A 25,309-nucleotide genomic window follows, 5' to 3' on the forward strand; every position below is an offset into this window, starting at 1 on the left:
CGATGTTTACCCCTGAAGTCGCCGTCGACCTGATCATCGAAGCATTGCATGTCGTCATGCTGCTGGTGGTGATCCTGGTCGTGCCGGGTTTGCTCATGGGCCTGCTGGTCGCGCTGGTGCAGGCGGCCACCTCGATCAATGAACAGACCATGAGTTTCCTGCCGCGCCTGCTGGTCACCCTGCTGGCCCTGATCCTGGCCGGACGCTGGATGGCCGGTTATCTGATGGATTATTGCGTGTCCATCTTTCAGCGCGCCGCCACCCTGGTCGGATAGCGCCGCGCGCCATGGATCAGATTTTCAATCAGGTGCTGCCGTTTCTGCTGGCCGTGTGGTGGCCGTTCTGCCGCATCCTGGCCATGCTCAGCGCCTCGCCCGTGATCGGCGACGCCATGGTGCCCGTGCCCGTGCGGGTGCTGCTGTCGCTGGTGCTGGCGATCCTGATGCTGCCCGTGATGCAGGCCTCGGGCGTGTCGCAGGACTTGCTGAAGATTGATCCGTTTTCGCTGCACGCCCTCGTCGCCACCCTGGAGCAGGCCATCATCGGCTTCGTCCTGGGCCTGGCCTTCCACTTCGCCATGTCCGTCATGTCGGTGCTCGGCTACCTGGTGTCGAGCCAGGTCGGCTTTTCCATGGCCGTCATGAACGATCCGCTCAATGGCACCTCGTCGGACGTGATCACGGGAATGCTCACCATCATGTGCATGATCGTGTTTTTCGCTATCGACGGCCATCTGGTGCTGACGGGCGTGATTGGCGCCAGTTTCAAGGCCTGGCCCGTGGGGCAGGGCTACGGGCCGCTGCTGCTGCAGACGGTGGCGTACAACGTGGCGTGGATTTTCGCCGCCGCCATGCTGCTGGCCTTGCCCATCGTCTTTTCCACCATGGTGGTGCAACTGGGTTTCGGCTTCCTGAACCGCGTGGCGCCGTCGCTGAACCTGTTTTCGCTGGGCTTTTCCATGATCACCGTGTTTGGCCTGCTGATGGTGGGGCAGATCGTGCGCTTTATCCCGGAGCACTACATCGCCATGACGAACCGGGTGCTCGATATGATCGCCGAACAGATGCGGGTGGCCCATGGATAGCGCACGTACCAACAGGCTAATGCGCAGTCCACTTCCGGGCATCCGTTGCTCGCTGTACCTCCGTACAGCTGCGCTACTCAACCTGGCATTGAACTTGCTCGCTACGCTTGTAGGGCACGTGCGGAAAGGGGTGGCGCATGGCGGATAGCAGCACGGGCGACAAAACCGAAAAGGCGTCACAGCAAAAGCTGAAGAAGTCGCGCCAGGAAGGGCAGGTGGTGCGTTCGCGCGACCTGTCGACGGCGCTGGGCATCCTGATCAGCATGAAGGTTTTCATTTACCTGCTGCCAGGCTATCTGCTGAGCTTTCGCGAGCTGTTCGCCATGGCCTTCATGCCGCTCGACAGCAAGGGCGCGCTGGAAAATGCCATGTCGATGGCGTTTACGACGTCGGTGGGCTTGCTGATCAAGATGATCGTGCCGCTGTTCTGCGTGCCCCTGTTCGTCGTGCTCGGCTCCCTGATTCCCGGCGGCTGGGTCATCAGCTCGAAGAACTGGATGCCGAAGATGGAGCGCCTGAGCCCGGCCAAGAATCTGGGCCGTCTGTTTGCGCCCAAGCATGCTTTTGAATTCGGCTTGTCGATCGCCAAGGCCGCCGTGCTGGGCATGGTACTGGTGCACGTGAGCCGCTCCAGCCTGGTGCAATACGTGGACTTGCAACACCGGCCCCTGCAGCAGGCCATGCTCGATGGCTCGGCGCTGATGCTCGACGGCCTGATGGCGCTCATTTCCGTCTTCGTCCTGTTTGCCATCATCGACGTGCCGGCGCAGGCGTTTTTCTTTGCCCGCAACCAGCGCATGAGCAAGCAGGATGTCAAGGAAGAACATAAAAGCAGCGAAGGCCGCCCCGAAGTGCGCCAGCGCATCCGCCAGTTGCAGCAGCAGATCGGCCGGCGCAGCGTGCGCAAGACCGTGCCCGACGCCGATGTGGTGATCGTCAACCCCGAGCATTACGCCGTCGCACTGAAGTATGACCAGGACCGCGCCGAGGCGCCGTTCGTCGTTGCCAAGGGCGTCGACGAGATGGCGCTGTATATCCGGCAAGTGGCGAAGGAACACAATATCGAAACGCTGGAGTTGCCGCCGCTGGCGCGCGCCATCTACAACACCAGCCAGGTGCAGCAGCAGATTCCCGTGCAGCTGTACCAGGCCGTGTCGCAGGTGCTGAACTACATCCTGCAATTGAAAGCATTCCGGTCCGGGCAGCGTGCCGCCCAGCCCGTATTACCCACCGAGATGGCCGTGCCATCTCATCTGAGCGAGGTAGTCCCTTCATGAATTTCCTGAACCGCGTGGTTGCTGAAATGCGCCGCCACAAGTTCGCCACGCCGCTGTTCCTGCTGGTGATCCTGGCAATGATCATCCTGCCGCTGCCGCCGGTGCTGCTCGATATCTTGTTCACTTTCAATATCGTGCTGGCACTGATCGTCATCCTCGTCAGCGTGTCGGCCAAGCGGCCGCTCGATTTCTCCGTCTTCCCGACGGTGATCCTGGCCACCACCATGCTCAGGCTGACCCTGAACGTGGCGTCCACGCGCGTGGTGCTGTTGCACGGCCATACGGGCGCGGATGCGGCCGGTAAGGTGATCGAGGCGTTTGGTAACGTGGTGATCGGCGGCAACTTCGTCGTCGGTATCGTGGTCTTCGTGATCTTGATGATCATCAACTTCGCCGTCGTCACCAAGGGCGCCGAGCGTATATCCGAGGTGTCGGCGCGCTTTACCCTCGACGCCTTGCCGGGCAAGCAGATGGCCATTGACGCCGACCTGAACGCCGGCCTGATCAATCAGGAAAAAGCCCAGATCCGCCGCAAGGACGTGGCTGCCGAAGCGGATTTCTATGGCGCCATGGACGGCGCGTCGAAGTTCGTGCGCGGCGACGCCGTCGCGAGTATCCTGATTTTGATCATCAATATGGTCGGCGGCGTGGCCATCGGCTCGCTGATGCACGACTTGTCGTTCGGCGATGCCTTCCGTCAATACGCACTGCTGACCATCGGTGATGGCCTGGTGGCGCAGATTCCGGCGCTGCTGCTGTCGGCCGCGGCCGCCATCCTGGTCACCCGCATCAGCGATTCGGGCGACTTCGAACAGCAGGTGGCAGGCCAGGTGCTGACCTCGCCAACGGTGATCTACAGCGCGGCCGGCATGATGGTGGCGCTGGCCCTGATTCCAGGCATGCCATGGTTTATGTTCATGACCTTTGCCGGCGTGCTGGCGTTTGTCGCCTGGCGATTGACCAAGCGCGTGAAGGGACCCGATGCGGCCGGCATGGCGGCCATCGAGGCGGCCTTGCGCGACGAGCGTCCGGCCGAACTGGAGTGGCAGCAACTGCCTGCCGTGCAGCCGCTGATGGTGATGCTCGGCTATAAACTGGTCGGCATGGTGGATAAAACGCAAGGCGAGCCATTGAACAAGCGCGTCAAGGGCGTGCGCCAGAGCCTGTCCGAGGCGATGGGCTTGCTGCTGCCGAATATCGGCGTGCGCGACGATCTGGCCCTGAAGCCGTCGCAATACGCGATCGTCCTGTCGGGCACCGTCGTGGCGCAGGCGGAAGTGCAGGCCGACCGCCTGATGGCGATCCCGTCGCCGAACGTGTATGGCCAGCTGGACGGCATTCCCGGCATCGAGCCGGCCTACGGCATGCCCGTGACGTGGATTGAGCCGAGCGAGAAGGCGCATGCACTTGGCCTCGGTTACCAGGTCATCGAGGCGCCCAGCGTGATCGCCACGCACTTGTCGAAGATGGTGCGCGAATACTTGCCGGAACTGTTCCGCCACGAAGATGTCTCGAACATGATGGAGCGACTGACGGCCCTGTCGCCCAAGCTGGCCGGCGCGCTGGACAAGGCGCTGACGCACACGCAGCTGCTGCGCGTATTCCGCGTCTTGCTGGCGGAAAATGTGTCGCTGAAGGATATCGTGCCCATCGCCACCACCTTGCTCGACAGTTCGGAAACCACCAAGGATCCGATCCTGCTGGCGGCCGAGGTGCGCTGTGCGCTGCGGCGCCAGATCGTCAGCGGCCTGTTCGGCCAGAAGATGGAAATGCAGGCGTTTAACCTGGGCGGCGAGCTGGAAAACATGCTGCTCGGTTCGCTGAACCAGGCGCGCCAGTCCGGCAAGGTGACCCTCGATAACTATCCGATCGATCCGCATCTGCTGTCGCAGCTGCAAGTGAACATGCCGGTGGCGCGCGAGCAGATGAAGCAGCAGGCCACGCCGCCATTGTTGCTGGTGCTGCCGCAGATCCGTCCGCTGCTGGCCCGCTACGCGCGCCTGTTCGCGCCTGGCCTGCACGTGCTGTCGTATAACGAGATCCCGGAAAACCGCGAAGTGAGCATCATCGGCACGGTGGGGTAATCGATGGAGTAACAAAAACGGCGCTACGGGCGCCGTTTTTATATTGTATCAATCCTGCTGCATCAATCCTGCTCGTCGATGGGTGGCAGTAGCTCGTGTTCCTGGCCATCGGCCAGCAGCAGCACGGTGCTGGCTTGCGCCGTGTCTTCTTCGTCGCCATAGTCGTAACCGAGCGGCGCCGCCACTTCCTTCGAGACGATGATTTCTTCCTCCGGCTCGGCGGCGGGCGCCTCTGCCGGCGCCTCGGGATCGGCCGCCGCTTCCGCTTCCGGCCGCGTCAGCAGCAGGGCCACTTCGGCCATGGCGCGGAACAGGGCCAGCGACAGCGACGCGGCGCCCGCCTGCATCGGGTAATTGCCGTGCACGCGCTGCGCGTGCAGCTGGCGGTTCAGGCGGCAGCGCACCACGCGCAGGCCGGTGCGCCGCACGGCGTCGGCGATCTCGGGCAGGGCCAGGCGCAAATGGCGCAATGCCGCTTCCTCGTCGGCAGCCAGTTCCAGCAGCACGCCGTCGCCGGACGGCTCCATCTGGATCACGACCCGGCCGATGCCGATGATGATCAGTTCGACGCGCAGGGCCACCTTGCCGCGCCGCCTCGGTGTTGCTTCTTCGTCTTCGTCGCTGGCCAGCACGCGCAGCAGCAGGCGCTGGCCGCCCCAGCCATACACGGCAAAGCGCCACGCTTCGCTGTCGACCGTCAACGGCGGACGGGCGCCTTCGCGCAGCAGGGCCGGTTGCTGCTCGGCCATGAACAGATTGCCCGGCACGTGCTGGCCGCGCGCCTGCTCCTGCAGCGCCGCATATTGCTCGCCATAGGTCTTGACCATCACGCGCCACGAGGCGGCCAGTTGCGCCGCGTCGGGCGGTTGCCAGACCAGCTGGCGCGTGAAGAACAGCTGATTGACCTGCATGGCGCTACTGTCGCGCGGCATGGCGCCGCCCGTGCCGTCGGCATTCGGCTTGATGAGGGATGCCAGGCTGTCCTGCCCCTTCTGTTGCAGCTGGGCGGGCAGGGTGCCGGCGTCGGGGGCGGGCGCCATGTAGGGACCGATGGGCACCAGCGGCTGGACCACGCCCGGCACCATCGGCGTAGCGGGGCTGACGTCGAAGCGCTGGGTAATCAGGGGAACCGGGTTGCCCGATGAAATGCGGTCTATCGCCATGCCACTGTGTCCAGATGAAAGTCTATAAAAGCCGGTGAATCAGGCGGTATCAGCCATCATGGCTGCAACAGCGACAGTATCATTTTCTGCATGCTCTGGCTTTGCTTGAGCATCGCCGTGCTGGCCTGCATCAGCATTTGCGCCGACACCATGTTGGCGCTTTCCGCCGCGTAATCGACATCCATGATGCGGCCGATGGCGGCCTTGGTGTTGGTGACCATGTTGGCCAGGTTGTTGTGCACGTGGTCGAGGCGGTTGGCCGCCGCGCCCAGGGCAGAGCGCACGCCGCCGACCTGGTCGAGCGCCGCCGCCAGCTGGTCGATCATGCTGTTGGCGCTCGCATTCGTGCCGATTTCGCTGCCGGCCGTGCCGGTGGCGGCAAAGTTGGCGGAAATGGCTTTCAGTATCGTGTCCAGGCTGCCCATCTTGCCCGACACGTCGAAGCCCATGGTTTCGCTGCTGCTGGCGCCGATCTGGAAGGTCATCGCCTCCGACAGCGTGCCCTTGCCGGCAGCACCATTGCCCAGCAGCAGGCTGCCGCCGTAAGAAGTGTTGGTCAGGATGTTGTACAGCTCGAGCCCCAGCGCATCGTACTCGGACTGCATGGCGTCGCGGTCGGTCTGGTTGGACGAAGCGTCGGCCGCCTGTGTGGCCAGGTCTTTCATGCGTACCAGCATGTCGGTGACTTCGCCAAACGCGCCTTCGGCCGTCTGCAGCATCGAGGTGCTGTTCTGCGTATTGCGCATGGCCACCGTCATGCCGCTGACCTGGGCGCTGAGCCGCGTGGCGATCTGCAGGCCCGCAGCGTCGTCCATGGCCGAGTTGATGCGAAAGCCGGTGGAGAGGCGCATCATCGACGTCGACAGCCGGCTTTGCGCACTGGCGGCGGCGCTTTGGGCGTACATTGCGGCGATATTGGTGTGAATGCTCAGCACGTGGCGGCTCCGGTGGGCGGTGAGGGTGAGTCGGGTCTACCTTGTATAGGCGACTGCGGCGCCAGCATTGTTAAATCGAAAGGCAATATAGTCAAATAAATACGTTTTGCGCATAAAAAAAGCCAGACCGCGGTCTGGCTTGGCGTTGCTGGCCGCAGGCGGCCAGGCAAAGATTATTGCAGCAAGGACATGACCATCGAGGACATGCTGTTGCTTTGTTTCAGCATCGCGGTGCCGGCTTGCAGCAGCATTTGCGACGACGTCATGTTCGAGCTTTCGGTGGCGAAATCGACGTCCATGATGCGGCCGGTAGCGGCCTTGGTGTTGGTCGAGATGTTCGACAGGTTGCTGTTGATGTGGTCGAGGCGGTTGGCGGCGGCGCCCAGTGCCGAACGCACGATGCCGACGTTGTCGATGGCCGCGGCCAGCTTGTCGATGGTGGTGTTGGCCGTGCCGGCTGCGGTCAGCTCGGTGCCGACGCCAGCGGAAGTCGCCTTGAAGTTGTTGGCCGACAGCGCCACCAGCTTGGTGTTCAGAGCGCCCATGTCAGTCGAGACGTTGATGCTCATTTTTTCCGTCGAGCTGGCGCCGATCTGGAACGTCATGGCATCCGACAGCGTGCCGTTGCCGGCGGTGCCGTTGCCCAGCAGGGTCTGACCACCATAGGTGGTGTTGGTCATGACGTTGTACAGTTCCAGGCCCAGCGCGTCAAATTCGGCTTGCATGGCGGTCTTGTCCTGGCCGTTCGACGAAGCATCGGCCGCTTGCGTAGCCAGATCCTTCATGCGTACCAGCATGTTGGTCACTTCGCCAAACGCGCCTTCGGCTGTTTGCAGCATCGAGGTGCTGTTTTGGGTGTTGCTCATGGCGACGGTCATGCCGCTGGTCTGCGCTTTCAGACGCGTGGCGATCTGCAGGCCGGCGGCGTCGTCCATGGCCGAGTTGATGCGGTAGCCGGTGGACAAGCGTGTCATCGAGGTCGACAGTTGCGATTGGGTCTTGGCGATCGAGTTCTGTGCAGACAGCGATGCGTTGTTGGTGTGAAGGCTCAGCATATGGTAACTCCTGTGGTGAATGCATTGCAGGACGGTGGTATTTTTCGTCCTCAAGCAAGACAGGCGACCGCGTTCCAGTAAACGTTAAATGCTGCGTGGAAATTATTTAATAGGATGCGATGGACGTAAAAAAGCCAGACGCGCGGTCTGGCTTTCTTGCTGGCCGGTACCAGCGGGTAATGCGGATAAAAATTATTGCAGCAAGGACATGACCATCGAGGACATGCTGTTGCTTTGTTTCAGCATCGCGGTGCCGGCTTGCAGCAACATTTGCGACGACGTCATGTTCGAGCTTTCGGTAGCGAAGTCAACGTCCATGATGCGGCCGGTCGCGGCTTTGGTGTTGGTGGCGATGTTCGACAGATTGCTGTTGATGTGGTCGAGGCGGTTGGCGGCGGCGCCCAGTGCCGAACGCACGACACCGACGTCGTTGATGGCCGTAGCCAGCAAATCGATGGTGGTGTTGGCGGTGGTGGTCAGTTCCGACGCGCCGGTCGATCCCGCTGCGGCGAAGTTCTTCGTCGCGGCCAGCAGCGATGCCGACAGGTCAACCATGTTTTGCTTGACGTCGATCGACATTTTTTCCGTCGAGCTCGCGCCGATCTGGAAGGTCATGGCAGCCGACAGCGTGCCGGTGGTGCCCGTGCCGTTACCCATCAGCAAGCTGCCGCCGAAGGTGGTGTTGGTCATGACGTTGTACAGTTCCTGGCCCAGGGCGTTGTACTCTGCCTGCATGGCGGTCTTGTCTTGTGCGTTCGACGAAGCATCGGCAGCTTGCGTGGCCAGATCCTTCATGCGCACCAGCATGTTGGTGACTTCGCCAAACGCGCCTTCGGCCGTTTGCAGCATCGAGGTGCTGTTTTGCGTGTTGCTCATGGCAACGGTCATGCCGCTGGTCTGGGCTTTCAGGCGCGTGGCGATCTGCAGGCCGGCTGCGTCATCCATGGCCGAGTTGATGCGGTAGCCGGTGCTCAGGCGTGTCATCGAGGTCGACAGTTGCGATTGGGTTTTGGCAATCGAGTTCTGTGCGGACAGCGATGCGTTATTGGTGTGAAGGCTCAGCATGGTGTTGCTCCTGTAAGGTGAATTCGTCGAGGGGCAACGTTTCTTGCCCTCAATAGTACAAGACGACCAGATCTGCCAGCTTATTAAATGCTGTATGGAAATTTTTCATAATCGCGTATGGCCATGAAAAAAGCCCCGGCAATCGCTTGCCGGGGCTCGTCGTGAGGCGCAGTCGATTATTGCAGCAGGGACATGACCATCGAGGACATGCTGTTGCTTTGTTTCAGCATCGCGGTGCCGGCTTGCAGCAGCATTTGCGACGACGTCATGTTCGAGCTTTCGGTGGCGAAGTCAACGTCCATGATGCGGCCGGTAGCGGCCTTGGTGTTGGTGGCGATGTTCGACAGGTTGCTGTTGATGTGGTCCAGGCGGTTGGCGGCGGCGCCCAGGGCCGAGCGCACGGTGCCAACCTTGTCGATGGCGGTGGTCAGGTTGCCGATGGCGGCGTTGGCCGCTGCCGTCAATTCCGTACCGGCGGCGCCGGCGGTGGAGAAGCTGGCCGAAACGGCTTTCAGGGCAGCTGCCAGGCCGGTCATGCCGGCGGTGACGTCGATCGACATTTTTTCCGTCGAGCTCGCGCCGATCTGGAAGGTCATGGCCGACGACAGCGTGCCGGTGGTGCCCGTGCCATTGCCCAGCAGCAAGCTGCCGCCGAAGGTGGTGTTGGTCATGACGTTGGCCAGTTCCGAACCCAGGGCATCGAATTCAGCCTGCATGGCCTTTTTGTCGTCCGTGTTAGACGAGGCATCGGCAGCTTGCGTGGCCAGGTCTTTCATGCGGATCAGCATGTTGGTCACTTCGCCAAACGCGCCTTCGGCCGTTTGCAGCATCGAGGTGCTGTTCTGCGTGTTGCTCATGGCAACGGTCATGCCGCTGGTCTGGGCTTTCAGGCGCGTGGCGATCTGCAGACCGGCTGCGTCATCCATGGCCGAATTGATGCGGTAGCCGGTGCTCAGGCGGGTCATCGAGGTGGACAGTTGCGATTGTGTTTTAGCAATCGAATTTTGCGCGGACAGCGACGCATTGTTGGTATGCAGGCTCAGCATTGGAAAAACTCCTAATAAGTATGTTCGGTCGGGAGCCGCGAACCATCGCGCTCTCCCTAGTACAAGACGACCATGCCGCGACGTTTATTAAATGCCATGTGGAAATTTTTTATGTGAATGTTGCTGGATGAAAAAAGCCCCGGCAATCGCTTGCCGGGGCTGGTCGTGAAGCGCAGTCGATTATTGCAGCAGGGACATGACCATCGAGGACATGCTGTTGCTTTGTTTCAGCATTGCGGTGCCGGCTTGCAGCAGCATTTGCGACGACGTCATGTTCGAGCTTTCGGTGGCGAAATCGACGTCCATGATGCGGCCGGTTGCAGCCTTGGTGTTGGTCGAGATGTTCGACAGGTTGCTGTTGATGTGGTCCAGACGGTTGGCCGCGGCGCCCAGTGCCGAGCGCACGGTGCCGACGTTGTCGATGGCATCGGCCAGCGTCTTGATCATGGCGTTGGCGGTGGTGCCCGAGGAGATCTCGGCGCCGGCGGTCGTCGTGGCAACCGACGAGAACTTGGCCGACACGGCTTTCAGCGCCGTGTTCAGGGTCGACATGCCGCCCGAGACATCGATCGACATTTTTTCCGTCGAGCTTGCGCCGATCTGGAACGTCATGGTCGTCGACAGGGTCGGCGAACCGGCGGTGCCGGCGCCGTCGCCCAGCAGCTTGCTGCCGCCGAACGTGGTGTTGCTCATGATGTTGTACAGTTCTTGGCCCAGGGCGTCGAACTCTGCCTGCATGGCTTTCTGGTCATCCGTGTTCGACGAAGCATCGGCAGCTTGCGTGGCCAGATCCTTCATGCGCACCAGCATGTTGGTGACTTCGCCAAACGCGCCTTCGGCCGTTTGCAGCATCGAGGTGCTGTTTTGCGTGTTGCTCATGGCAACGGTCATGCCGCTGGTCTGGGCTTTCAGGCGTGTGGCGATCTGCAGGCCGGCGGCGTCGTCCATAGCCGAATTGATGCGGTAGCCGGTGCTCAGGCGGGTCATCGAGGTCGACAATTGCGATTGCGTTTTTGCAATCGAGTTTTGTGCGGACAACGACGCGTTGTTGGTATGCAAACTCAACATGGGAAAACTCCTAATAGGGTAAATTCGGCCGGGAGCTGCAAAGTTGCGCTCTCCATCACTACAGGACGACCATTAGCGCTTCTTTATTAAATGCTTTCTGGAAATATTTATGTAGCAGGGCACAATCATGCCGCGTCCGCTTGCGTGTCCAGTTCAATCTCGAAGCTGGCCGCTGCCTTGCCCTCGCACCAGCGGTGCCACATGGCACGCATGGCGCCTTCGAAGCCGGCGGCGATGACTTCCGAGCGGCCCATGGCCGAATTTTCAATCAGTTGGCGCAAATTGCTGCGGATGTTGGCCAGCAGCGACGGATCGTTGGTGATATACGTGCCCTTGGCCACGAAATCATCGGTGTCTCGCGCGATGAAGGCGTTCAGGCCCATGTGGCTGAGGGCGCACGCCGTGACCCTGCCCGGCAAGGTGTTGCCCGGAATGGTCAGCGTAGGCACGCCCATCCACAGGGCATGCATGGTGGTGGTGCCGCCCGTATACGGGAAGGTGTCGAGACACAGGTCGACTTTGTGATGCAAATGCAAATATTCCTCGGTCGAGGTGCGCGGATGGAATTCGAGGCGCTCGCGCGCGATGCCCTCGCTGGCGAACCAGTCGATATAGGTGTCGAAGGTGCCGCTTTTCGGCATGGCACCCATCAGCATGCGTGCGGTGGGTACGGCGCGCAGCAGTTGCGCCCAGGCGGCGATCACTTCGCGGCTGAGTTTGTTCGGCCGGTTGAAGCTGCCGAAGGTCATGTAGCCGTTCTGCAACGCGGGCAGGGCATTCACGGGTGGCGACATTGCGGACGGCAGGAACGGCGCGGCAGCCGGCAGATAGGCGACGGCTTCGCTGAACTGCTTTTCCATCTCGCCAGGCGGCAAGTAAAAGCGGTCGCACAGGAAGTAATCGATGGCTTGCAGGCCTGTGGTGCCAGGGTAGCCCATCCAGCTTGCCTGCACAGGTGCCGGTTTGTGGGCAAAGGCCAGCAAGCGGTTAATGCCGGTATGGCCCGACAGGTCGATCAGGATATCGATTTCGTCGTTTTCAATCTGCGCCGCCAGCTCGGTATTGCTGAGGTGATTCACTGGGCGCCAATGGTGCAGCAGTTCGCGGATGCGCGCGGTGCAGTCATCCTCGAGCACATTGGTGTAATAACCATACATCACGACACGCGGTGAGGAGCTCAGGTGATGGAAGATGGGCAGGACAAAATTGGCCACCGCGTGGTTATTGAAGTCACCCGAGACAAAGCCCACCTTGAGCACCCGCTCCGGATCACGGTCATTGCGATGTTGCGGCCAGCTGGCGCGCAGCGGCGTTTCGAATAGGTCGGCAAATTTCTGGTGTTCCGCAAACAGCATGGCCGGATCGGGGTAATCCAGGTGCGTCAGGCAAAACAGCAGGTTGCTGTACACGGGGGCGCATTGCGGATCGATGGCCAGGGCGGCCCGGCAACTGGCGATGGCTTCCTGCAGCATGCCTTTTTCGCACAAGGTGGCGCCCAGGCTGGCATGTGCCTCCAGATAGGCAGGCTTGAGCGCGATCGCCTGGTTGAACGCGGCGATGGCCTCGTCATACTGGCTCAGCATGCGATGCGCGATGCCCATGTTCAGGTGGGCGGCGGCAAAGCCGGGGTCGAGCGCGATCGCCTTGCGGTATTCTTCCAGCGCCTCTTCGTGGTGCTTCTGATCATGCAGGACGGCACCGATATTGCTATGCACGATAGCATGCCCGGTGTCAAATTCGAGTGCCTTGGCGTACACGAGCAGTGCTTCGTCATAGCATTTGGCTTTTTGCAGGGCGATGCCGAGCCGGTTGTGCAAGTCGGCCGACTGCGGATCCAGCGCCAGCGCCTGGCGTTGGCAATCGACCGCGCCGTCGAAGTCGCGCGCGGCAGTCAGGGCGTCGGCCAGGTGCAGCAGGGTCTTGCCATAAGCGGGGTCCAGCTGCAGCGCCTTGCGATGCATGGCAATGGCTTCGTCCAGGCGTGCCAGCTCCAGCAGAATCAGGCCCAGATTGTTATAATTGAGGGCATTTTCCGCATCCAGTTCCACCAGGGCCTGGTAGATTTCCAGTGCCTGCGTCTTGCGGTCCAGCGCCAGCAGCGTGCCGCCCAGATTGGTGCAGATGCCGATGTCCGTGGGGTTGCTGTCATGTGCGCGCTGGAAGGCGTCGAGCGCCTCTTCCTGCCGTTCCAGTGCCCTCAGGCACAGTCCCAGACTATTCTGAAAAGCGGCATTGCCGGCATCGAGGCGGACCGCTGTGGCATGACTGGCCAGGGCGTCATCGAGTTGTTCCAGGTCTTGCAAGGTGGCGCCGAGGTTGCTGTGCGCCATGGCATAGTCCGGCGCCAGCGCGACGGCGTGCCGGTAACTGGCCGCCGCGTCGTCGAGCTGCGAGAGGGCTTGCAGCGCATTGCCCAGGTTGCCATGCATTTCCGCGTCGCCGGGTACGATCTCCAGCGCCTGGCGATAGCTGGCGACGGCGCCTTCCAGGTCGCCCAGCGACTTGAGGGTGTTGCCCAGATTGAAATGCGCCATGGCATAGGCCGGATTGATGGCGAGGGCCTGGCGGTATGCGTGCGCCGCCTCGTCCAGCCGGCCCAGCGCCACCAGTGCGCTGCCCAGGTTGCCATGTGCTTCGGCAAAGTCAGGCTGGATTTCCAGTGCCCGCAGATAACAGTCGATGGCTTGGTCGTATTGCCCTGTAGCTTGCCAGGCATTACCCAGATTGCCATGCGCTTCCGCATCGTGTGGTGTGAGCGCCACGGTTTTCTGTAAGGTCGCCAGCGCATCCTTGCCCTGCAGCTGCAAGGCCGTACCCAGAACGCTCCACGCGAACCCTGATTCAGGATAGCTGGCGATCAGGGCGCGCGTGGCGCTCTCCAGTTGCGCGTACTGGCCGGCGTTATACAAGGCAATCACATGCTGCATTTCCTCTGTCGTCGGGGTTTGTGGCAGCTGCGCGACCGCGGCTTTGGCCCTTGCCAGCAATGCCTGCGACTCCGCGTTGTCGAGTCCGCGCTGGATCGCGCTTTCAATGATCTCCAGTCCTTGTACGACCTGCTCCGCCGCCAGCAGGCCATTCGCGTAGGAAATCCAGAACTGGCCCTCGTCCGGATTGACCGATAGTGCCGTGCGCAAATAGGGCAGGGCCGCATCGTGGAAGCCCAGTTGCCCGGCCAGCAGGCCGACATTGTGGTTGGCGATGGCATGGTAGGGCTGCGCCTGGACGATCGACAGATACAACTCCTCGGCCTGCGCATGGCGCCCCGCCTGGTGATGTTCGATAGCGCGCTGCAGCTCAGCGTCGAGGTTCACTGCTTCAGGGGTATGGGTGCTCATGGATGTCGGAGGAAGGTGTGCCAGCGGGAATTGTAACTGCTAGGAATTGAAATGGAGAGTTTCCGTGTGGAATTTTTTTGCCCTATCCGTTTTGCAACAAAACATGAGCAGGGCGCGGCGCTGCCTGGCCTGTTGCTAGCGATGTTGGAATTGCCACTGCATGCGCAAGCGCGGGCCATCCGTTGCCGGCAGGGCAGTAAAGTCATGCCGGCGGTAGAGCGCGATGGCGGCCTGGTTCTCGCTTGCCACTTCCAGCGTGATGCCCCGCAGGTCCAGCTGGCGCGCGTGCGCAAGGCAGGCGGTGAGCATCTGGCTGGCGATGCCCTGGCGGCAAAATTCGCTCAGCACGCTGACGTTGCTGATGTAAGCCGTCCCTGCGGCGGCGTCGTGGTAGACGGCCAGCAAGCCGGCCAGCCGCGTGCCGGACCAGGTTTCGAAGCGCAGCGCGCGCGTCTGCAGCTTGCTGGCGTAATCGGGCAAATTGACGCGTGCACGCAAGTGTGCGAGGAACGCCGCATCGCAGCCGAGAAAATGCGCGACGATCTCTTCTGCCGAGGCGTGCTCGCGGCGCAAGTCGAGTAGCGTGTTCATTGTTCCAGCTTTGCCAGGCCGAAACCATGGCGCCCGAACTGGTTGCCGTTATACAGCAGGTAGACGTTGCCGTCGCACTCGAACACGTGCGGATAGCACTGCATGTCGCTATCCCACTCGCCCTCCGTGCCTTCCAGGCCCGGCTGCTCGTCGTTGCGTGTCCAGTTGGCCAGGTCGTCGGACCAGGCGTGGCCGATGCGATAGCCACGCCCGCTGTTCACGCGGAAATCCGATGATTGCCGGTAGCAGAAGAACATGTGGTGGCGACCGTCAATGGTGATCACGGTGGGCAGTGCCTGGCTTTCATCGGCGCCGAGGCGGTCCGCGATGATCTGGCGCGCTTCTTCCTTGGTCCAGTTGATACCGTCGCTGGACGTGGCATGGCCGATCTTGTAGGTGCGGTCGGGCGCGCTGTCCTCGCTGTAGCGGCGCCAGCCTGTGCCAAAGATGTACCACATGTGAAAGACGCCGTCGATGTGCTTGACGAAGCCATCGCCGACCAGGCAGGGCTCGTGCAGCGATGGGCCGAGCACAGGGCCGGGACCGATGCGCTCGAACGTCAAGCCATTGTCGTGGCTGATGGCCAGGCCGATGGCTGTATCGACGGAAACAGAAACGCGCCGGTTCCAGCCGCACGTGTAGCCATACACGGCGTCGCCGTGGCGCATGACGCTCATCGGGAAAATGCCATGCTCATCGAAACAGCCCAGGCCGCCAAGGGCGATGACGGGATGCTCGGCAACGCCGATGACCGTGCGCAGGTCCTTGCGCATGTCGACGAAGGAAATGTGGCTCAGGTATTTGCCATTCGCCGGATCGACCGCGCGGGTCGAAAAATAGATGCGCACGAAGTCGTCGAAGACCAGTGCCTGCGGCGACTGTGCAAACTGCTTGCAGTCGTTTGCCAGCACATGCTCGGCGGGATCGAATATGTGGCCAAGTTTTTTCCATTGCATGGCTTTGTTCATGCGTCATGTCCTTTTGATACTGGCTGGCCAAGGTTGGCGCGCCATGGCGATACCAGCCTTGCCGGCGTCGTGGCGTGAATGTCCCGCGCCTGATGTAGTGAATTGGTTGTCATGCTGATTCCTCTGGCTTCACGCCGTGGGCCGCGTCATGTCGAACTGCTGGCGTATGGCCGCCTGCAAGGACGCCGGCGACGTAAACATCATCACGTCGACAATGGATAACCACGGCACGAATTCGCCCCCGCCCTGCGGGTAGGGGTGCAGGCGCGACTGCAGGAACTCCAGCGCAATGCCCTTGGCGAGGAAATCCGCCTCGCGATACAGTTGCAGGCCGCCAATGGGGTTGATGTAGTGGTCGGCGCCAGTGGCCTGGCACAGGGCCAGCACCTTGTCCTGCCCCTTGAGCGCATGGTCGATGCCGATGTCGGACGAACGCCGCAGGGGCGTGGTGATGCCAAGGTGCGCGCAGGTCTGTACCAGGCTGTGTAGCAGGAAATCAAACAGGTTGACGGCAGGGTGGCGCACGATGGTTTCCAGCAGTGCCATGGTTTCGCGCAGATACGGTGCGCGACGGTACGCCCCCCTGAACTGGTTGAGCAGTTTTTCCGCGTCGAACTGCGGTGAAATCTCGCGCTCGCAGACATCCAGCTGGTCCGAAGCGTTTTTCAGAGGCACACTGAAGAGTGCATCCCCGTCGTTGAGCAGCATGCGATTGCGGTTGATCCAGCCTTTCTTGGTGTATTTGATATTGTCATAGACAATAAACAGGTCCGCCGCCGCGATCAGCTGGAAATAGCCGATGTAGGGCAGGAAATACGGCTGCATGATGGCCACTCTCATATGGCGTGCAGCAGCGCCGGCGGCGCCCCATATTGCGCGATCAGCTCGCTGATGGCGTCGATGTGTGCTGTTTCCAAGGTCGGATACAGCGGCAGGCAAATCACTTGCTCCGCGGCAACGCGAGCTGCTGGCAGGTTCGCCGGCGCTGCCGAAGGCATGCCGCGGTACATGGGGAAGTCACTGATGAGCGGATAGAAATAGCGTCGCGCGTAGATATTGCTCTCGCGCAATTTCTCGAAAAGGCCGTCGCGGCTCAGCGGGTAGTCGGGCCTGACGAGTATCGGGAAATACGCGTGGTTGGGGGTGACGTTGGGCGGCGGGCTGATGCAGTCGATGCCGCGCACGTGCGCCAGATTTCTGCGGTAGCGCGCGTCGACTTCCTTGCGCTGTGCAAGCGTCGTATCGATATTCTTGAGCTGCAGCAGGCCGAAGGCGGCATTGATTTCACTCATTTTGCCGTTAATGCCCGGCGCCACGACGGTTGTCTCATCGACAAAACCAAAATTTTTCAAATGGTCAATACGCTGCTTGGTCTTGGCATCCGGCGAAATGATGGCGCCGCCCTCGAAGGTATTGAAGACCTTGGTGGCGTGAAAGCTCAGTACGGACAGGTCACCATCATTGAGGACGCTGCCTTGCGCGTGCCGGACGCCAAATGCATGGGCCGCGTCGTAGATGACCTTCAGGCCGTAATTGTCCGCGATTTTCTGTATGCGCTGGACGTCGCAAGGGTGGCCGTAGCAGTGCACCGGCATGATGGCGGTGGTCTGCGGCGTAATGGCCGCCTCGATTTTGGCTGGATCCAGATTGAAGGTGTGCGGATCGATATCGACAAATACCGGCTTGATGCCATTCCACAGCAACGAGTGGGCCGTCGCCACGAACGAGTAGGGCGTGGTGATGACTTCGCCGGTGATGCGCAGCGACTGCAAGGCGGTAATCAGGGCCAGCGTGCCGTTGGTAAACAGGCTGATATGTTTGACGCCGAGGTAGTCGCACAGGGCCTGCTCCAGCTGCTGATGGAACGGCCCGCCATTCGTCAGGATCTTGTTTCCCCAGATTTCCTGCAGGTAGGGCAGGAAATCCTCGAGTGGCGGCAGCGCGGGTTGCGTGACATATAGCGGTTTGCTCAGTGCGTCATGCCGCATGGTGGCCTCCGGATGGTGCGGGTAAGTGCCTGGCCAGGCCAGGCATGTTCATATTGGTTGCCGCCCGTGCCCATGGGCGTGCGAGCTGTTCAGTTTTGAGGTGCAATGCCGCAGCAGGGGACGCGTTCATGGACGGGAGTGATCGAAAAGAATTAGCAACAGGAATTGTAACTGTTGGAAGTGCTTATGAGAAACTTTCCGGGCAGAATTAATTCGTACATGGTGTTGCGGCGCAAACTGGCTGTTGCAGGAAGGTCAAAGCGCGGCAAATCATGGCATTTCCATATTGCCTGGCGCTCGCGGGCTGGCCGGAAGCCGCGCCTCGATGTCTCCTGAGTAACTGTGCTGTTGCCGCCACGCGCGGTGCCGCAGGGCTGCATATTGCGCCTGATTTCACCTCCGTGCCCAAGGGAATATGCGATAATCTTGTCCGCTGGCAAGATTTTTCTTGCGCGGCTCAACGGTGGCGCAGAGTGGATCTGGCCCTACTTGCGATGGGAGAAGCGAGCGATGTTCAAGTGGGAAAAGCTGGGGAAAATGTTCGATCCCTCGACAGTGAGAGATCGTCCCTGGATGAAAGAGTTTTCCCAGGCGCCATCCGTGGTGGTCATGGACCAGGTGGTGCGCGTGTATTTCGCCTGCCGTCCACCCCCTGATGCGCAGGGGAATTATGTCAGCCTTTCCGCCTACGCCGATTTTCGGCGCGACAACTTGCTTGAACTGGTCGGCGTCAGCGAGCAGCCTTTGCTGGAATTGGGCGGCCTCGGCACGTTTGACGAATTCGGCGCCTATTTCACGTCGGTGGTGGCGCGCGACGATGACGTGATGGCCTACTACGTAGGTTACACCCGTTGCGAATCGGTACCATTTACCATCAATATCGGCGCCGCAGTCAGCCGCGATGGCGGCAACACTTTCAGTCGCCTGGGCCAAGGGCCACTTTTGCCCTGTACCCCGAATGAACCGTTCTTCCTGACGACCCCGCGGGTCCGCAAGTTCGGCGCGCGCTGGCATATGTGGTACAGCGCCGGCAAGCGGTGGGTGGAGACGGGCCGCAGGGCGGAGCCTGTGTATCACATCCGCATGGCTACGTCGGACGACGGGGTGCACTGGGTGAAGGAAGATCGCGACCTGGTCGAGTGCGTGATCGGCGACAACGAATGCCAGGCCTGTCCCGACGTCTTCGAGTTTGGCGGCAAATACCACATGCTGTTCTGTTATCGGGCGCATGAGAATTATCACGGGAAAGACGGCGGCTACAAGCTCGGCTACGCGGTGTCGAACGATCTGCTGCACTGGGAACGCGATGACAGCAAGGCCGGACTGAGCGTGTCCGAAGAGGGCTGGGACTCGGAAATGGTGTGCTTCCCGCACGTGTTTGCCCTGGATGGCGAAATCTACCTGCTTTACTTGGGCAATCAGATGGGACGGCACGGCTTTGGCCTGGCGAGGATGAACATACAATGAATAATTGCGCAGAGGGAGTAGTGAAAATGAAAACAGGTTTGAATGAGGAAAAAACGCTGCTGGAAAATTATGCGGCCAACTACATTACCTCGGATGATTCGAGCCAGCAAAGACTGATGCGCCATCTGGAAATGCGGGTATTCAAGCCGTATGTCAACAGGGGACGCGCGCTGGAACTGGGCTGCGAAATCGGCTACATGTCCGAACTGATCGCGCCGCTGGTCGACCAGCTCGACATCGTCGATGCCTCCGAGTTGTTCCTGCAAAGAACGCGGGCGCGCAACATCCCCAACGCGCGCTTTTTCTGTTCCCTGTTCGAGGAATATGTTGCCGAGCAGCCTTACGAGGCCGTGTTCGCCTCGCACGTGCTGGAACATCTGCTGGATGTACAGCAGGTCTTGAAGCAGGTCAAGGCGCAGATGTCGCCTACCGGACACCTGCTCGTGGCGGTGCCGAATGCGCGCGCCATGTCGCGCCAGCTCGCGCGTCACATGGGGCTGATCAACGACCTGTATGAGCTGACGCCGAACGATCTGCGTGGCGGTCATCGCCGGGTCTACGACCGCGTGACATTGAACCGTGAGCTTGAGACGGCCGGTTTCGAGGTGGTGGCGCTGGGCGGGATCTTCTTCAAGCCGCTGGCAGATTTCCAGATGGACAAGATGATTGATTCCGGCATCCTCGGCGAGCCGCAGCTGGAAGGCCTGTATCGCATGGGAAACGAGTATCCCGATATGTGCGCGGACGTGTACGCGATCGCGCGTCCCAAGGCCTAGCCCTGTCTGGATTGGCTATCGATGAATATTGGAAAGGCGGACACTATAAATAAGCGCGTATTGATTTTTCCCGCAGGCATGCCACGCTCGCTGGCCTACCTCGACCAGGCCCTGGCGAATGGCATGGAGGTGGTGGGTTCGTCTTCGCTCGGGCACGACCCTGCGCGCGAGCGTTACTCGCGCTGGGTGCAGCTGCCCTACGTGACCGCGCCGGAATTCGACCAGGCCTTGCGGCAGGCCGTTGCTGCCCATGATATCGGCAGTATCTACACGCCCAATCCCGTCGTCTGGGATTACCTGCAGCGGCGTCTGGAGCGCGACTTCCCGGGTCTGGTGCTGGTCAACAGCGCACCGCTCGCCAGTGAAATGGCGCCGTATGCGCGTGCCCTTGCATTCGGCAAGGCGGTGCTGGCGCAGCCATTCGGGCTGGCGGCCAGCGGCGAGCAGGCGCCGGCGGCCGCGACTCAGATCGCCGCGCTGTTCCGGCATGCCGAAACCATCCCTGGCATGTGCGACCAGGAAAAGATACGTGCCTTGTGCGAAGTTTTCCGCTATTGCCCGGCAGGCGATGTCGTGGAAGTGGGCAGTTGGTGGGGGAAATCCGCCTTCGTGCTCGCTTCGCTGGCGCGTTGCCATGGTACGGGCAAGCTGCTGTGCGTCGATCCGTGGACGAGCAAGCACCTGGTGCAGGCAAACAAGAGCGACCTGATCGATAACGTTGCGTGGGATGCCAGTGAAGCGCTGACCGTCTTCCAGCTCAACCTGTTGCCCTATGCGAATGGCATGGTGAACTATCTGCGCTTGCCCTCGGTGGAGGCGGCGCTCGAATACCGCCAGGATCACGTGGTCGAGACGGAGGCCTTTGGCCGGACCGAGTACAGCGGCAACATCGCCTTGCTGCATATCGATGGCAACCACGGCTACGCCGAAGTGCGGGCCGATATTGCCTCCTGGTGCGATCTGGTCAGACCGGGTGGCTGGATCGTGATGGATGACTATGCATGGGCTTACGGTGACGGACCGCGCCGCGCCACGGATGAATTCCTGTTCCAGCATGCTGCACGCATTTCCTGCGCCTTTTTCTCGGGTGGGGCACTCTTTATCCAGGTAGCAAGCTAGCCTGCGTCTTGCGCCAGCGGTGCCGGCAACGGGGGAGCGGCGGGGCTGGCTCGTCTGGCCAGCCCCGTTGTTGCAACAAATGTCATATTGTCGCTAAAGCAGGCGGCAACAGCCGCCACCTCGGCGGCTGATCGCCAACTTACATATTCGGATAATTCGGCCCGCCGCCGCCTTCCGGTGTCACCCACACGATGTTCTGCGTCGGGTCCTTGATGTCGCAGGTTTTACAGTGCACGCAGTTCTGCGCATTGATCTGCAGGCGTTCGGCGCCGTCGTCGTTCTTCACGAACTCGTACACGCCGGCGGGACAGTAACGCGCTTCCGGACCCGCATACGTGGCCAGGTTGACGTCGACCGGGACGCTGGCGTTCTTCAACGTCAGGTGGATCGGCTGGTCTTCCGCGTGGTTCGTGTTCGAGATGAACACGGACGACATCTTGTCGAAAGTCAGCTTGCCATCGGGTTTCGGATACACGATCTTTTTCGACTGGGCGGCCGGTTTCAGGCATTCGTGGTCGCCGTGCGAGTGGTGCAGCGTCCATGGCGCCTTGCCGCGGAAGATCAACTGGTCGATGCCCGTCATCAGGCTGCCCAGGTACAGGCCCTTCGACAGCCATGGCTTGACGTTGCGCGCCACGTGCAGCTCTTCATGCAGCCACGATTTCTCGAAAGCGACAGGGTAGCTCGTCAGTTCGTCGTGCTGGCGCTGTTCGCCCAGCGCGCCGAAGGCCGCGTCCGCCGCCAGCATGCCGCTCTTGATGGCGGCGTGGCTGCCCTTGATGCGGCTCATGTTCAGGAAGCCCGCATCGCAGCCGATCAGCGCGCCGCCGGCAAACACCAGTTTCGGCAACGATTGCAGGCCGCCGGCCGCGATCGCGCGCGCGCCGTAGGAAATACGCTTGCCGCCTTCGAAGAACTTGCGGATTTCCGGATGCGTTTTATAGCGCTGGAATTCCTCGTACGGCGACAAATACGGGTTTTCGTAGTTCAGTCCCACCACGTAGCCGACCATCACCTGGTTGTCTTCCAGGTGGTACAGGAAGGAGCCGCCATAGGTTTTCGTGTCCAGCGGCCAGCCGCTCGAGTGGATCACCAGGCCTGGCTTGTGCTGGGCCGGGTCGATTTCCCACAATTCCTTGATGCCGATGCCGTACGATTGCGGGTCCTTGCCGGCGTTCAAGTCATACTTGGCCATCAATTGCTTGCCCAGGTGGCCGCGCGCGCCTTCGGCGAACAAGGTGTACTTGGCGTGCAATTCCATGCCCAGCTGGAAGTCGGGGCCCGGTTCGCCATCGCGCTTGACGCCCATGTTGCCGGTCGCCACGCCTTTCACGGAGCCGTCGTCGTTGTAGAGGATTTCCGCGGCAGGGAAGCCCGGGAAGATTTCCACGCCCAGTTTTTCCGCCTGCTGGCCCATCCAGCGCACCACATTGCCCAGCGAGACGATGTAATTGCCGTGGTTTTCAAAGCAGGCCGGTACGGCGAAGCCCGGCGTTTTATACGCTTTCGTTTCGGTCAGGAACAGGATGCGGTCCTCCGTCACTTCCGTGTTCAGGGGCGCGCCCAGTTCTTTCCACTTCGGAATCAGTTCGGTCAACGCTTTCGGGTCCATGATGGCGCCCGACAGGATATGCGCGCCCAGTTCGCCGCCTTTTTCCAGCACGCAGACGGACACTTCCTGGCTCTTTTCAGCGGCCAGCTGCTTCAGGCGGATCGCCGCGGCCAGGCCTGCGGGGCCACCGCCGACGATCACCACGTCATACTCCATGGTTTCGCGCGGTCCGTACTGTTCAACTAAGTTATTAGGCTGTGTCATGGTCTCGATTGTTAGTAACTAAATAGGTAGCAAGGATAGGGAATAAAGCATCATCGGGGAAATTTAAGCACGAGTGTGCTTGTTTTTGACGAGGATTGCAACTTTGGCGCCATTTTGCGTGACATTGCCCCTCGCCGCAATCTAAATCCGGCCATTTTGTGTAATGATGGCGTTTACTTTTGCTCGAGTGCGCTGCGGGGGAATGTGCCCGATTGCCATAGGCACGGCGTAAAGTGTTGTTTAAAATAAAACAGGAGTAGCTCGTGGGCATAGAAGTCAATTTCGAGGGCAAGATTGCCCTGATTACCGGCGCATCGAGCGGCCTCGGCGCGCGCTTTGCGAAAGTGCTGGCCCAGGCCGGCGCACAGGTCGTGCTGGCGTCGCGCCGCACCGAACGCCTGAAGGAGTTGCGCGCTGAAATCGAAGCGGACGGCGGCGCCGCGCACGTCGTGTCGCTCGACGTGACCGACTTCGCCAGCATCAAGTCGGCCATCGCACATGCGGAAACGGAAGCGGGCCCCATCGATATCCTCGTCAACAATTCCGGTGTCTCCACCACGCAACGCCTGGTCGACGTCACGCCCGAAGATTACTCGTTCGTGATGGACACCAACCTGCGCGGATCGTTCTTCGTGGCCCAGCAAACGGCCAAGCGCATGATCGCGCGCGCCAAGGGCGACCCGAAGAAACAGCACCGCATCATCAATATCGCCTCGATGGCGGGCTTGCAGGTGCTGCCGCAGATCGGCGTGTATTGCATGAGCAAGGCGGGCATGGTGCACATGACGCGCGCCATGGCGGTGGAGTGGGGGAAATATGGCATCAACACGAACGCCATCTGTCCCGGTTATATTTCCACGGAAATCAATGAAGATTACTTTGCCACCGAGCAGGGCAAGAAGCTGATCGAAATGCTGCCGAATAAACGTCCGGGCAAGCCGGAAGACCTGGACGGCCTGTTGCTGCTGCTGGCGGGAGAGGATTCGCATTTCATCAATGGCGCCATCATTTCCGCAGACGGTGGAATGAGTACCTTCTAACGCTGCAGCTGCAGTCCCACCAGCTTGTGCACGAGTTCCGACGACGTCGATGCGGCGAACTTGCGCATCAGCTTGGCGCGGTGCATTTCCACCGTGCGGGGGCTGAGGTCGATCTGGCGGGCGATGACCTTGCTGGTCTTGCCTTCCACCAGCAGGGCGGCGATTTCGCGCTCGCGCGGGGTCAGTTCGGCCGTCACGGGACGTTTCTCGCTGACATCCTCGAACGTCCAGATGCCCGCTCCCAGCGGTTTGTTCGGCAGCATGGCGTGGCCCGTGACGTGGCACCAGAACAATTCCCCATTACTGCGGCGCATGATGCGCTCGTCCGAATAGCGGCCTTTGGCGTTCATGATGGGGATGATGCGGTCACCCGTGCGCAGGAATTCGTCGTGCGTGGGGTAGAGTACTTCGAAGGACTGGTCGTCGAGCTGGGCGCGCGCATAGCCGAACATGGCTGCCAGCGCTTCGTTGCAGCTGCGCATGATACGGTTTTCCGACATGCACATGCCCACGGGCGCGTGCAGGAAGATGCTTTCATAATCGATGGCTGACGCGGCGTTCATCTGATACGTATCACTCTCACAGGGGGATTGCCGGCACGGCGCCGGTAGTTCTACGGTATTGTACTTTCCACTCGCGTATTTTATGCTGGGTCGCTGCCTGAGTCATGGACTCAAGACCAAAGCTTAACAAAAGATAGAGGGACACCCATGAATAAAGTTTATCCTGACGCCGCCTCGGCGCTGGCCGGTATCGTCCAAGATGGCCAGACCATCGCCGTCGGCGGCTTCGGCCTGTGCGGCATTCCCGAAGCCCTGATCGGCGCCTTGCGCGATTCGGGCGTGACGGGTCTGACGGCCATTTCGAATAACGCCGGCGTGGACGGCTTCGGCCTGGGCCAGCTCTTGACCACGCGCCAGATCAAGAAAATGATCGCCTCCTACGTGGGTGAAAACAAGGAATTCGCGCGCCAGTACCTGGCCGGCGAACTGGAACTGGAATTTACGCCGCAAGGCACCCTGGCTGAAAAACTGCGCGCCGGCGGCGCCGGCATTCCCGCCTTCTTCACCAAGACGGGCGTGGGCACCATCGTTGCCGACGGCAAGGAACTGCGCGAATTCGACGGCGAGCAATACGTGATGGAGCGCAGCCTCGTGGCCGACGTGTCGCTGGTCAAAGCCTACATGGCCGACCGTGCAGGCAATTTGGTCTACCGCAAGACGGCGCGCAATTTCAACCCGAACGTGGCCATGGCCGGCAAGATCACCATCGTCGAAGTGGAAAAACTGGTGGAAGTGGGCGAAATCGACCCGGACCAAGTCCACACGCCGAGCATCTTCGTGCACCGCATCGTGGTCAACGCGAACCCGGAAAAACGCATCGAGCAGCGCACCGTGCGCACTGAAGCATAAAAAAGAATACGGAGATT

Annotated in this window: 22 protein-coding genes; 9 read left to right on the plus strand and 13 right to left on the minus strand. The window is 60.9% G+C overall.

From position 1 onward, the window contains the following. Positions 1–2: 2 nt before the first annotated feature. The 4 genes from FG13_RS02310 (at position 3) to FG13_RS02325 (ending at position 4,445) form a co-directional block, all read left to right on the plus strand. Positions 3–275, plus strand: coding sequence for a flagellar biosynthetic protein FliQ (locus tag FG13_RS02310; protein WP_034757874.1), 273 nt, complete (start codon positions 3–5; stop codon positions 273–275). A gap of 11 nt (positions 276–286) precedes the next feature. Next, entirely contained in the window at positions 287–1,084 is a 798-nt protein-coding gene (locus FG13_RS02315; protein ID WP_035818025.1) for a flagellar biosynthetic protein FliR, read from the plus strand. A gap of 137 nt (positions 1,085–1,221) precedes the next feature. After that, a complete protein-coding gene (locus FG13_RS02320; protein WP_035818028.1) occupies positions 1,222–2,361 on the plus strand; it encodes an EscU/YscU/HrcU family type III secretion system export apparatus switch protein in 1,140 nt (379 codons plus the stop codon). Continuing rightward, complete coding sequence (locus FG13_RS02325; protein WP_035818030.1) at positions 2,358–4,445, plus strand: flagellar biosynthesis protein FlhA; 2,088 nt, start codon at positions 2,358–2,360, stop codon at positions 4,443–4,445. Before FG13_RS02320 ends, FG13_RS02325 begins: the two co-directional genes overlap by 4 nt. Before the next feature lie 62 nt (positions 4,446–4,507). Here the strand turns inward: FG13_RS02325 and FG13_RS02330 are convergent, their stop codons facing one another. The 11 genes from FG13_RS02330 to FG13_RS02380 all read right to left on the minus strand — a co-directional run bounded on the left by FG13_RS02330 (position 4,508) and on the right by FG13_RS02380 (position 17,662). Continuing rightward, the gene (locus FG13_RS02330) at positions 4,508–5,608 is read right to left on the minus strand and encodes a hypothetical protein (RefSeq protein ID WP_200880240.1); all 1,101 of its coding nucleotides are present in this window, start codon (positions 5,606–5,608) and stop codon (positions 4,508–4,510) included. 56 nt (positions 5,609–5,664) lie between these two features. Then, positions 5,665–6,543, minus strand: a complete 879-nt coding sequence (locus FG13_RS02335) for a flagellin N-terminal helical domain-containing protein (protein ID WP_035818033.1) — start codon at positions 6,541–6,543, stop codon at positions 5,665–5,667. A gap of 173 nt (positions 6,544–6,716) precedes the next feature. Then, entirely contained in the window at positions 6,717–7,598 is an 882-nt protein-coding gene (locus tag FG13_RS02340; RefSeq protein ID WP_035818037.1) for a flagellin N-terminal helical domain-containing protein, read from the minus strand. 192 nt (positions 7,599–7,790) lie between these two features. Continuing rightward, positions 7,791–8,663, minus strand: a complete 873-nt coding sequence (locus tag FG13_RS02345; protein WP_035818039.1) for a flagellin N-terminal helical domain-containing protein — start codon at positions 8,661–8,663, stop codon at positions 7,791–7,793. Positions 8,664–8,839: 176 nt separating this feature from the next. Further along, positions 8,840–9,709: a flagellin N-terminal helical domain-containing protein gene (locus tag FG13_RS02350; protein ID WP_035818042.1), complete on the minus strand. Its 870-nt coding sequence runs from the start codon at positions 9,707–9,709 to the stop codon at positions 8,840–8,842. 180 nt (positions 9,710–9,889) lie between these two features. Continuing rightward, positions 9,890–10,777, minus strand: a complete 888-nt coding sequence (locus tag FG13_RS02355) for a flagellin N-terminal helical domain-containing protein (protein WP_035818044.1) — start codon at positions 10,775–10,777, stop codon at positions 9,890–9,892. Between the two features lie 125 nt (positions 10,778–10,902). After that, the gene (locus FG13_RS02360; protein WP_051958391.1) at positions 10,903–14,115 is read right to left on the minus strand and encodes a tetratricopeptide repeat protein; all 3,213 of its coding nucleotides are present in this window, start codon (positions 14,113–14,115) and stop codon (positions 10,903–10,905) included. 135 nt (positions 14,116–14,250) lie between these two features. Then, on the minus strand, positions 14,251–14,706 hold the full coding sequence (locus FG13_RS28690) for a GNAT family N-acetyltransferase (RefSeq protein WP_051958392.1): 456 nt from the start codon (positions 14,704–14,706) through the stop codon (positions 14,251–14,253). After that, entirely contained in the window at positions 14,703–15,674 is a 972-nt protein-coding gene (locus FG13_RS02370; RefSeq protein WP_035818046.1) for a hypothetical protein, read from the minus strand. The genes FG13_RS28690 and FG13_RS02370 overlap by 4 nt, the downstream gene beginning before the upstream one ends. 129 nt (positions 15,675–15,803) lie before the next feature. Beyond that, entirely contained in the window at positions 15,804–16,514 is a 711-nt protein-coding gene (locus tag FG13_RS02375; RefSeq protein WP_035818048.1) for a WbqC family protein, read from the minus strand. Next, positions 16,511–17,662: a DegT/DnrJ/EryC1/StrS family aminotransferase gene (locus FG13_RS02380; protein WP_035818050.1), complete on the minus strand. Its 1,152-nt coding sequence runs from the start codon at positions 17,660–17,662 to the stop codon at positions 16,511–16,513. Before FG13_RS02380 ends, FG13_RS02375 begins: the two co-directional genes overlap by 4 nt. A gap of 510 nt (positions 17,663–18,172) precedes the next feature. Between FG13_RS02380 and FG13_RS02385 the strand changes: the two genes are divergently transcribed. The 3 genes from FG13_RS02385 to FG13_RS02395 are packed head-to-tail and all read left to right on the plus strand — an operon-like array spanning position 18,173 to position 21,024. Further along, on the plus strand, positions 18,173–19,129 hold the full coding sequence (locus FG13_RS02385; protein WP_035818052.1) for a glycosylase: 957 nt from the start codon (positions 18,173–18,175) through the stop codon (positions 19,127–19,129). A 26-nt stretch (positions 19,130–19,155) separates the two neighbouring features. Continuing rightward, a complete protein-coding gene (locus FG13_RS02390) occupies positions 19,156–19,905 on the plus strand; it encodes a class I SAM-dependent methyltransferase (RefSeq protein WP_035818055.1) in 750 nt (249 codons plus the stop codon). Positions 19,906–19,965: 60 nt separating this feature from the next. Beyond that, on the plus strand, positions 19,966–21,024 hold the full coding sequence (locus FG13_RS02395; RefSeq protein ID WP_161784139.1) for a class I SAM-dependent methyltransferase: 1,059 nt from the start codon (positions 19,966–19,968) through the stop codon (positions 21,022–21,024). 139 nt (positions 21,025–21,163) lie between these two features. On the opposite strand, the gene FG13_RS02400 is transcribed toward FG13_RS02395, so the two are convergent. Beyond that, positions 21,164–22,840, minus strand: a complete 1,677-nt coding sequence (locus FG13_RS02400) for an electron transfer flavoprotein-ubiquinone oxidoreductase (RefSeq protein WP_200880241.1) — start codon at positions 22,838–22,840, stop codon at positions 21,164–21,166. A 263-nt stretch (positions 22,841–23,103) separates the two neighbouring features. Between FG13_RS02400 and FG13_RS02405 the strand changes: the two genes are divergently transcribed. Further along, positions 23,104–23,880, plus strand: a complete 777-nt coding sequence (locus FG13_RS02405) for an SDR family oxidoreductase (protein ID WP_034752351.1) — start codon at positions 23,104–23,106, stop codon at positions 23,878–23,880. Here FG13_RS02405 and FG13_RS02410 read toward each other — a convergent pair. Then, entirely contained in the window at positions 23,877–24,443 is a 567-nt protein-coding gene (locus tag FG13_RS02410; protein WP_035818062.1) for a LuxR C-terminal-related transcriptional regulator, read from the minus strand. The genes FG13_RS02405 and FG13_RS02410 overlap by 4 nt on opposite strands. Positions 24,444–24,590: 147 nt before the next feature. On the opposite strand from FG13_RS02410, the gene FG13_RS02415 reads away from it, so the two are divergent. Then, a complete protein-coding gene (locus tag FG13_RS02415; protein ID WP_034784215.1) occupies positions 24,591–25,292 on the plus strand; it encodes a CoA transferase subunit A in 702 nt (233 codons plus the stop codon). Positions 25,293–25,309: the final 17 nt, after the last annotated feature.

The sequence above is a fragment of the Janthinobacterium sp. RA13 genome, assembly GCF_000745325.1.
GTDB lineage: Bacteria > Pseudomonadota > Gammaproteobacteria > Burkholderiales > Burkholderiaceae_D > Janthinobacterium > Janthinobacterium rivuli.

Bases quoted from the DNA above. Each gene is read 5' to 3' on its own strand.
- FG13_RS02310 (WP_034757874.1), top strand. From the start codon at position 3: ATGTTTACCCCTGAAGTCGCCGTCGACCTGATCATCGAAGCATTGCAT.
- FG13_RS02315 (WP_035818025.1), top strand. From the start codon at position 287: ATGGATCAGATTTTCAATCAGGTGCTGCCGTTTCTGCTGGCCGTGTGG.
- FG13_RS02320 (WP_035818028.1), top strand. From the start codon at position 1,222: ATGGCGGATAGCAGCACGGGCGACAAAACCGAAAAGGCGTCACAGCAA.
- FG13_RS02325 (WP_035818030.1), top strand. From the start codon at position 2,358: ATGAATTTCCTGAACCGCGTGGTTGCTGAAATGCGCCGCCACAAGTTC.
- FG13_RS02330 (WP_200880240.1), bottom strand. From the start codon at position 5,608: ATGGCGATAGACCGCATTTCATCGGGCAACCCGGTTCCCCTGATTACC.
- FG13_RS02340 (WP_035818037.1), bottom strand. From the start codon at position 7,598: ATGCTGAGCCTTCACACCAACAACGCATCGCTGTCTGCACAGAACTCG.
- FG13_RS02345 (WP_035818039.1), bottom strand. From the start codon at position 8,663: ATGCTGAGCCTTCACACCAATAACGCATCGCTGTCCGCACAGAACTCG.
- FG13_RS02350 (WP_035818042.1), bottom strand. From the start codon at position 9,709: ATGCTGAGCCTGCATACCAACAATGCGTCGCTGTCCGCGCAAAATTCG.
- FG13_RS02355 (WP_035818044.1), bottom strand. From the start codon at position 10,777: ATGTTGAGTTTGCATACCAACAACGCGTCGTTGTCCGCACAAAACTCG.
- FG13_RS02360 (WP_051958391.1), bottom strand. From the start codon at position 14,115: ATGAGCACCCATACCCCTGAAGCAGTGAACCTCGACGCTGAGCTGCAG.
- FG13_RS28690 (WP_051958392.1), bottom strand. From the start codon at position 14,706: ATGAACACGCTACTCGACTTGCGCCGCGAGCACGCCTCGGCAGAAGAG.
- FG13_RS02370 (WP_035818046.1), bottom strand. From the start codon at position 15,674: ATGAACAAAGCCATGCAATGGAAAAAACTTGGCCACATATTCGATCCC.
- FG13_RS02375 (WP_035818048.1), bottom strand. From the start codon at position 16,514: ATGAGAGTGGCCATCATGCAGCCGTATTTCCTGCCCTACATCGGCTAT.
- FG13_RS02380 (WP_035818050.1), bottom strand. From the start codon at position 17,662: ATGCGGCATGACGCACTGAGCAAACCGCTATATGTCACGCAACCCGCG.
- FG13_RS02385 (WP_035818052.1), top strand. From the start codon at position 18,173: ATGTTCAAGTGGGAAAAGCTGGGGAAAATGTTCGATCCCTCGACAGTG.
- FG13_RS02390 (WP_035818055.1), top strand. From the start codon at position 19,156: ATGAAAACAGGTTTGAATGAGGAAAAAACGCTGCTGGAAAATTATGCG.
- FG13_RS02400 (WP_200880241.1), bottom strand. From the start codon at position 22,840: ATGACACAGCCTAATAACTTAGTTGAACAGTACGGACCGCGCGAAACC.
- FG13_RS02410 (WP_035818062.1), bottom strand. From the start codon at position 24,443: ATGAACGCCGCGTCAGCCATCGATTATGAAAGCATCTTCCTGCACGCG.
- FG13_RS02415 (WP_034784215.1), top strand. From the start codon at position 24,591: ATGAATAAAGTTTATCCTGACGCCGCCTCGGCGCTGGCCGGTATCGTC.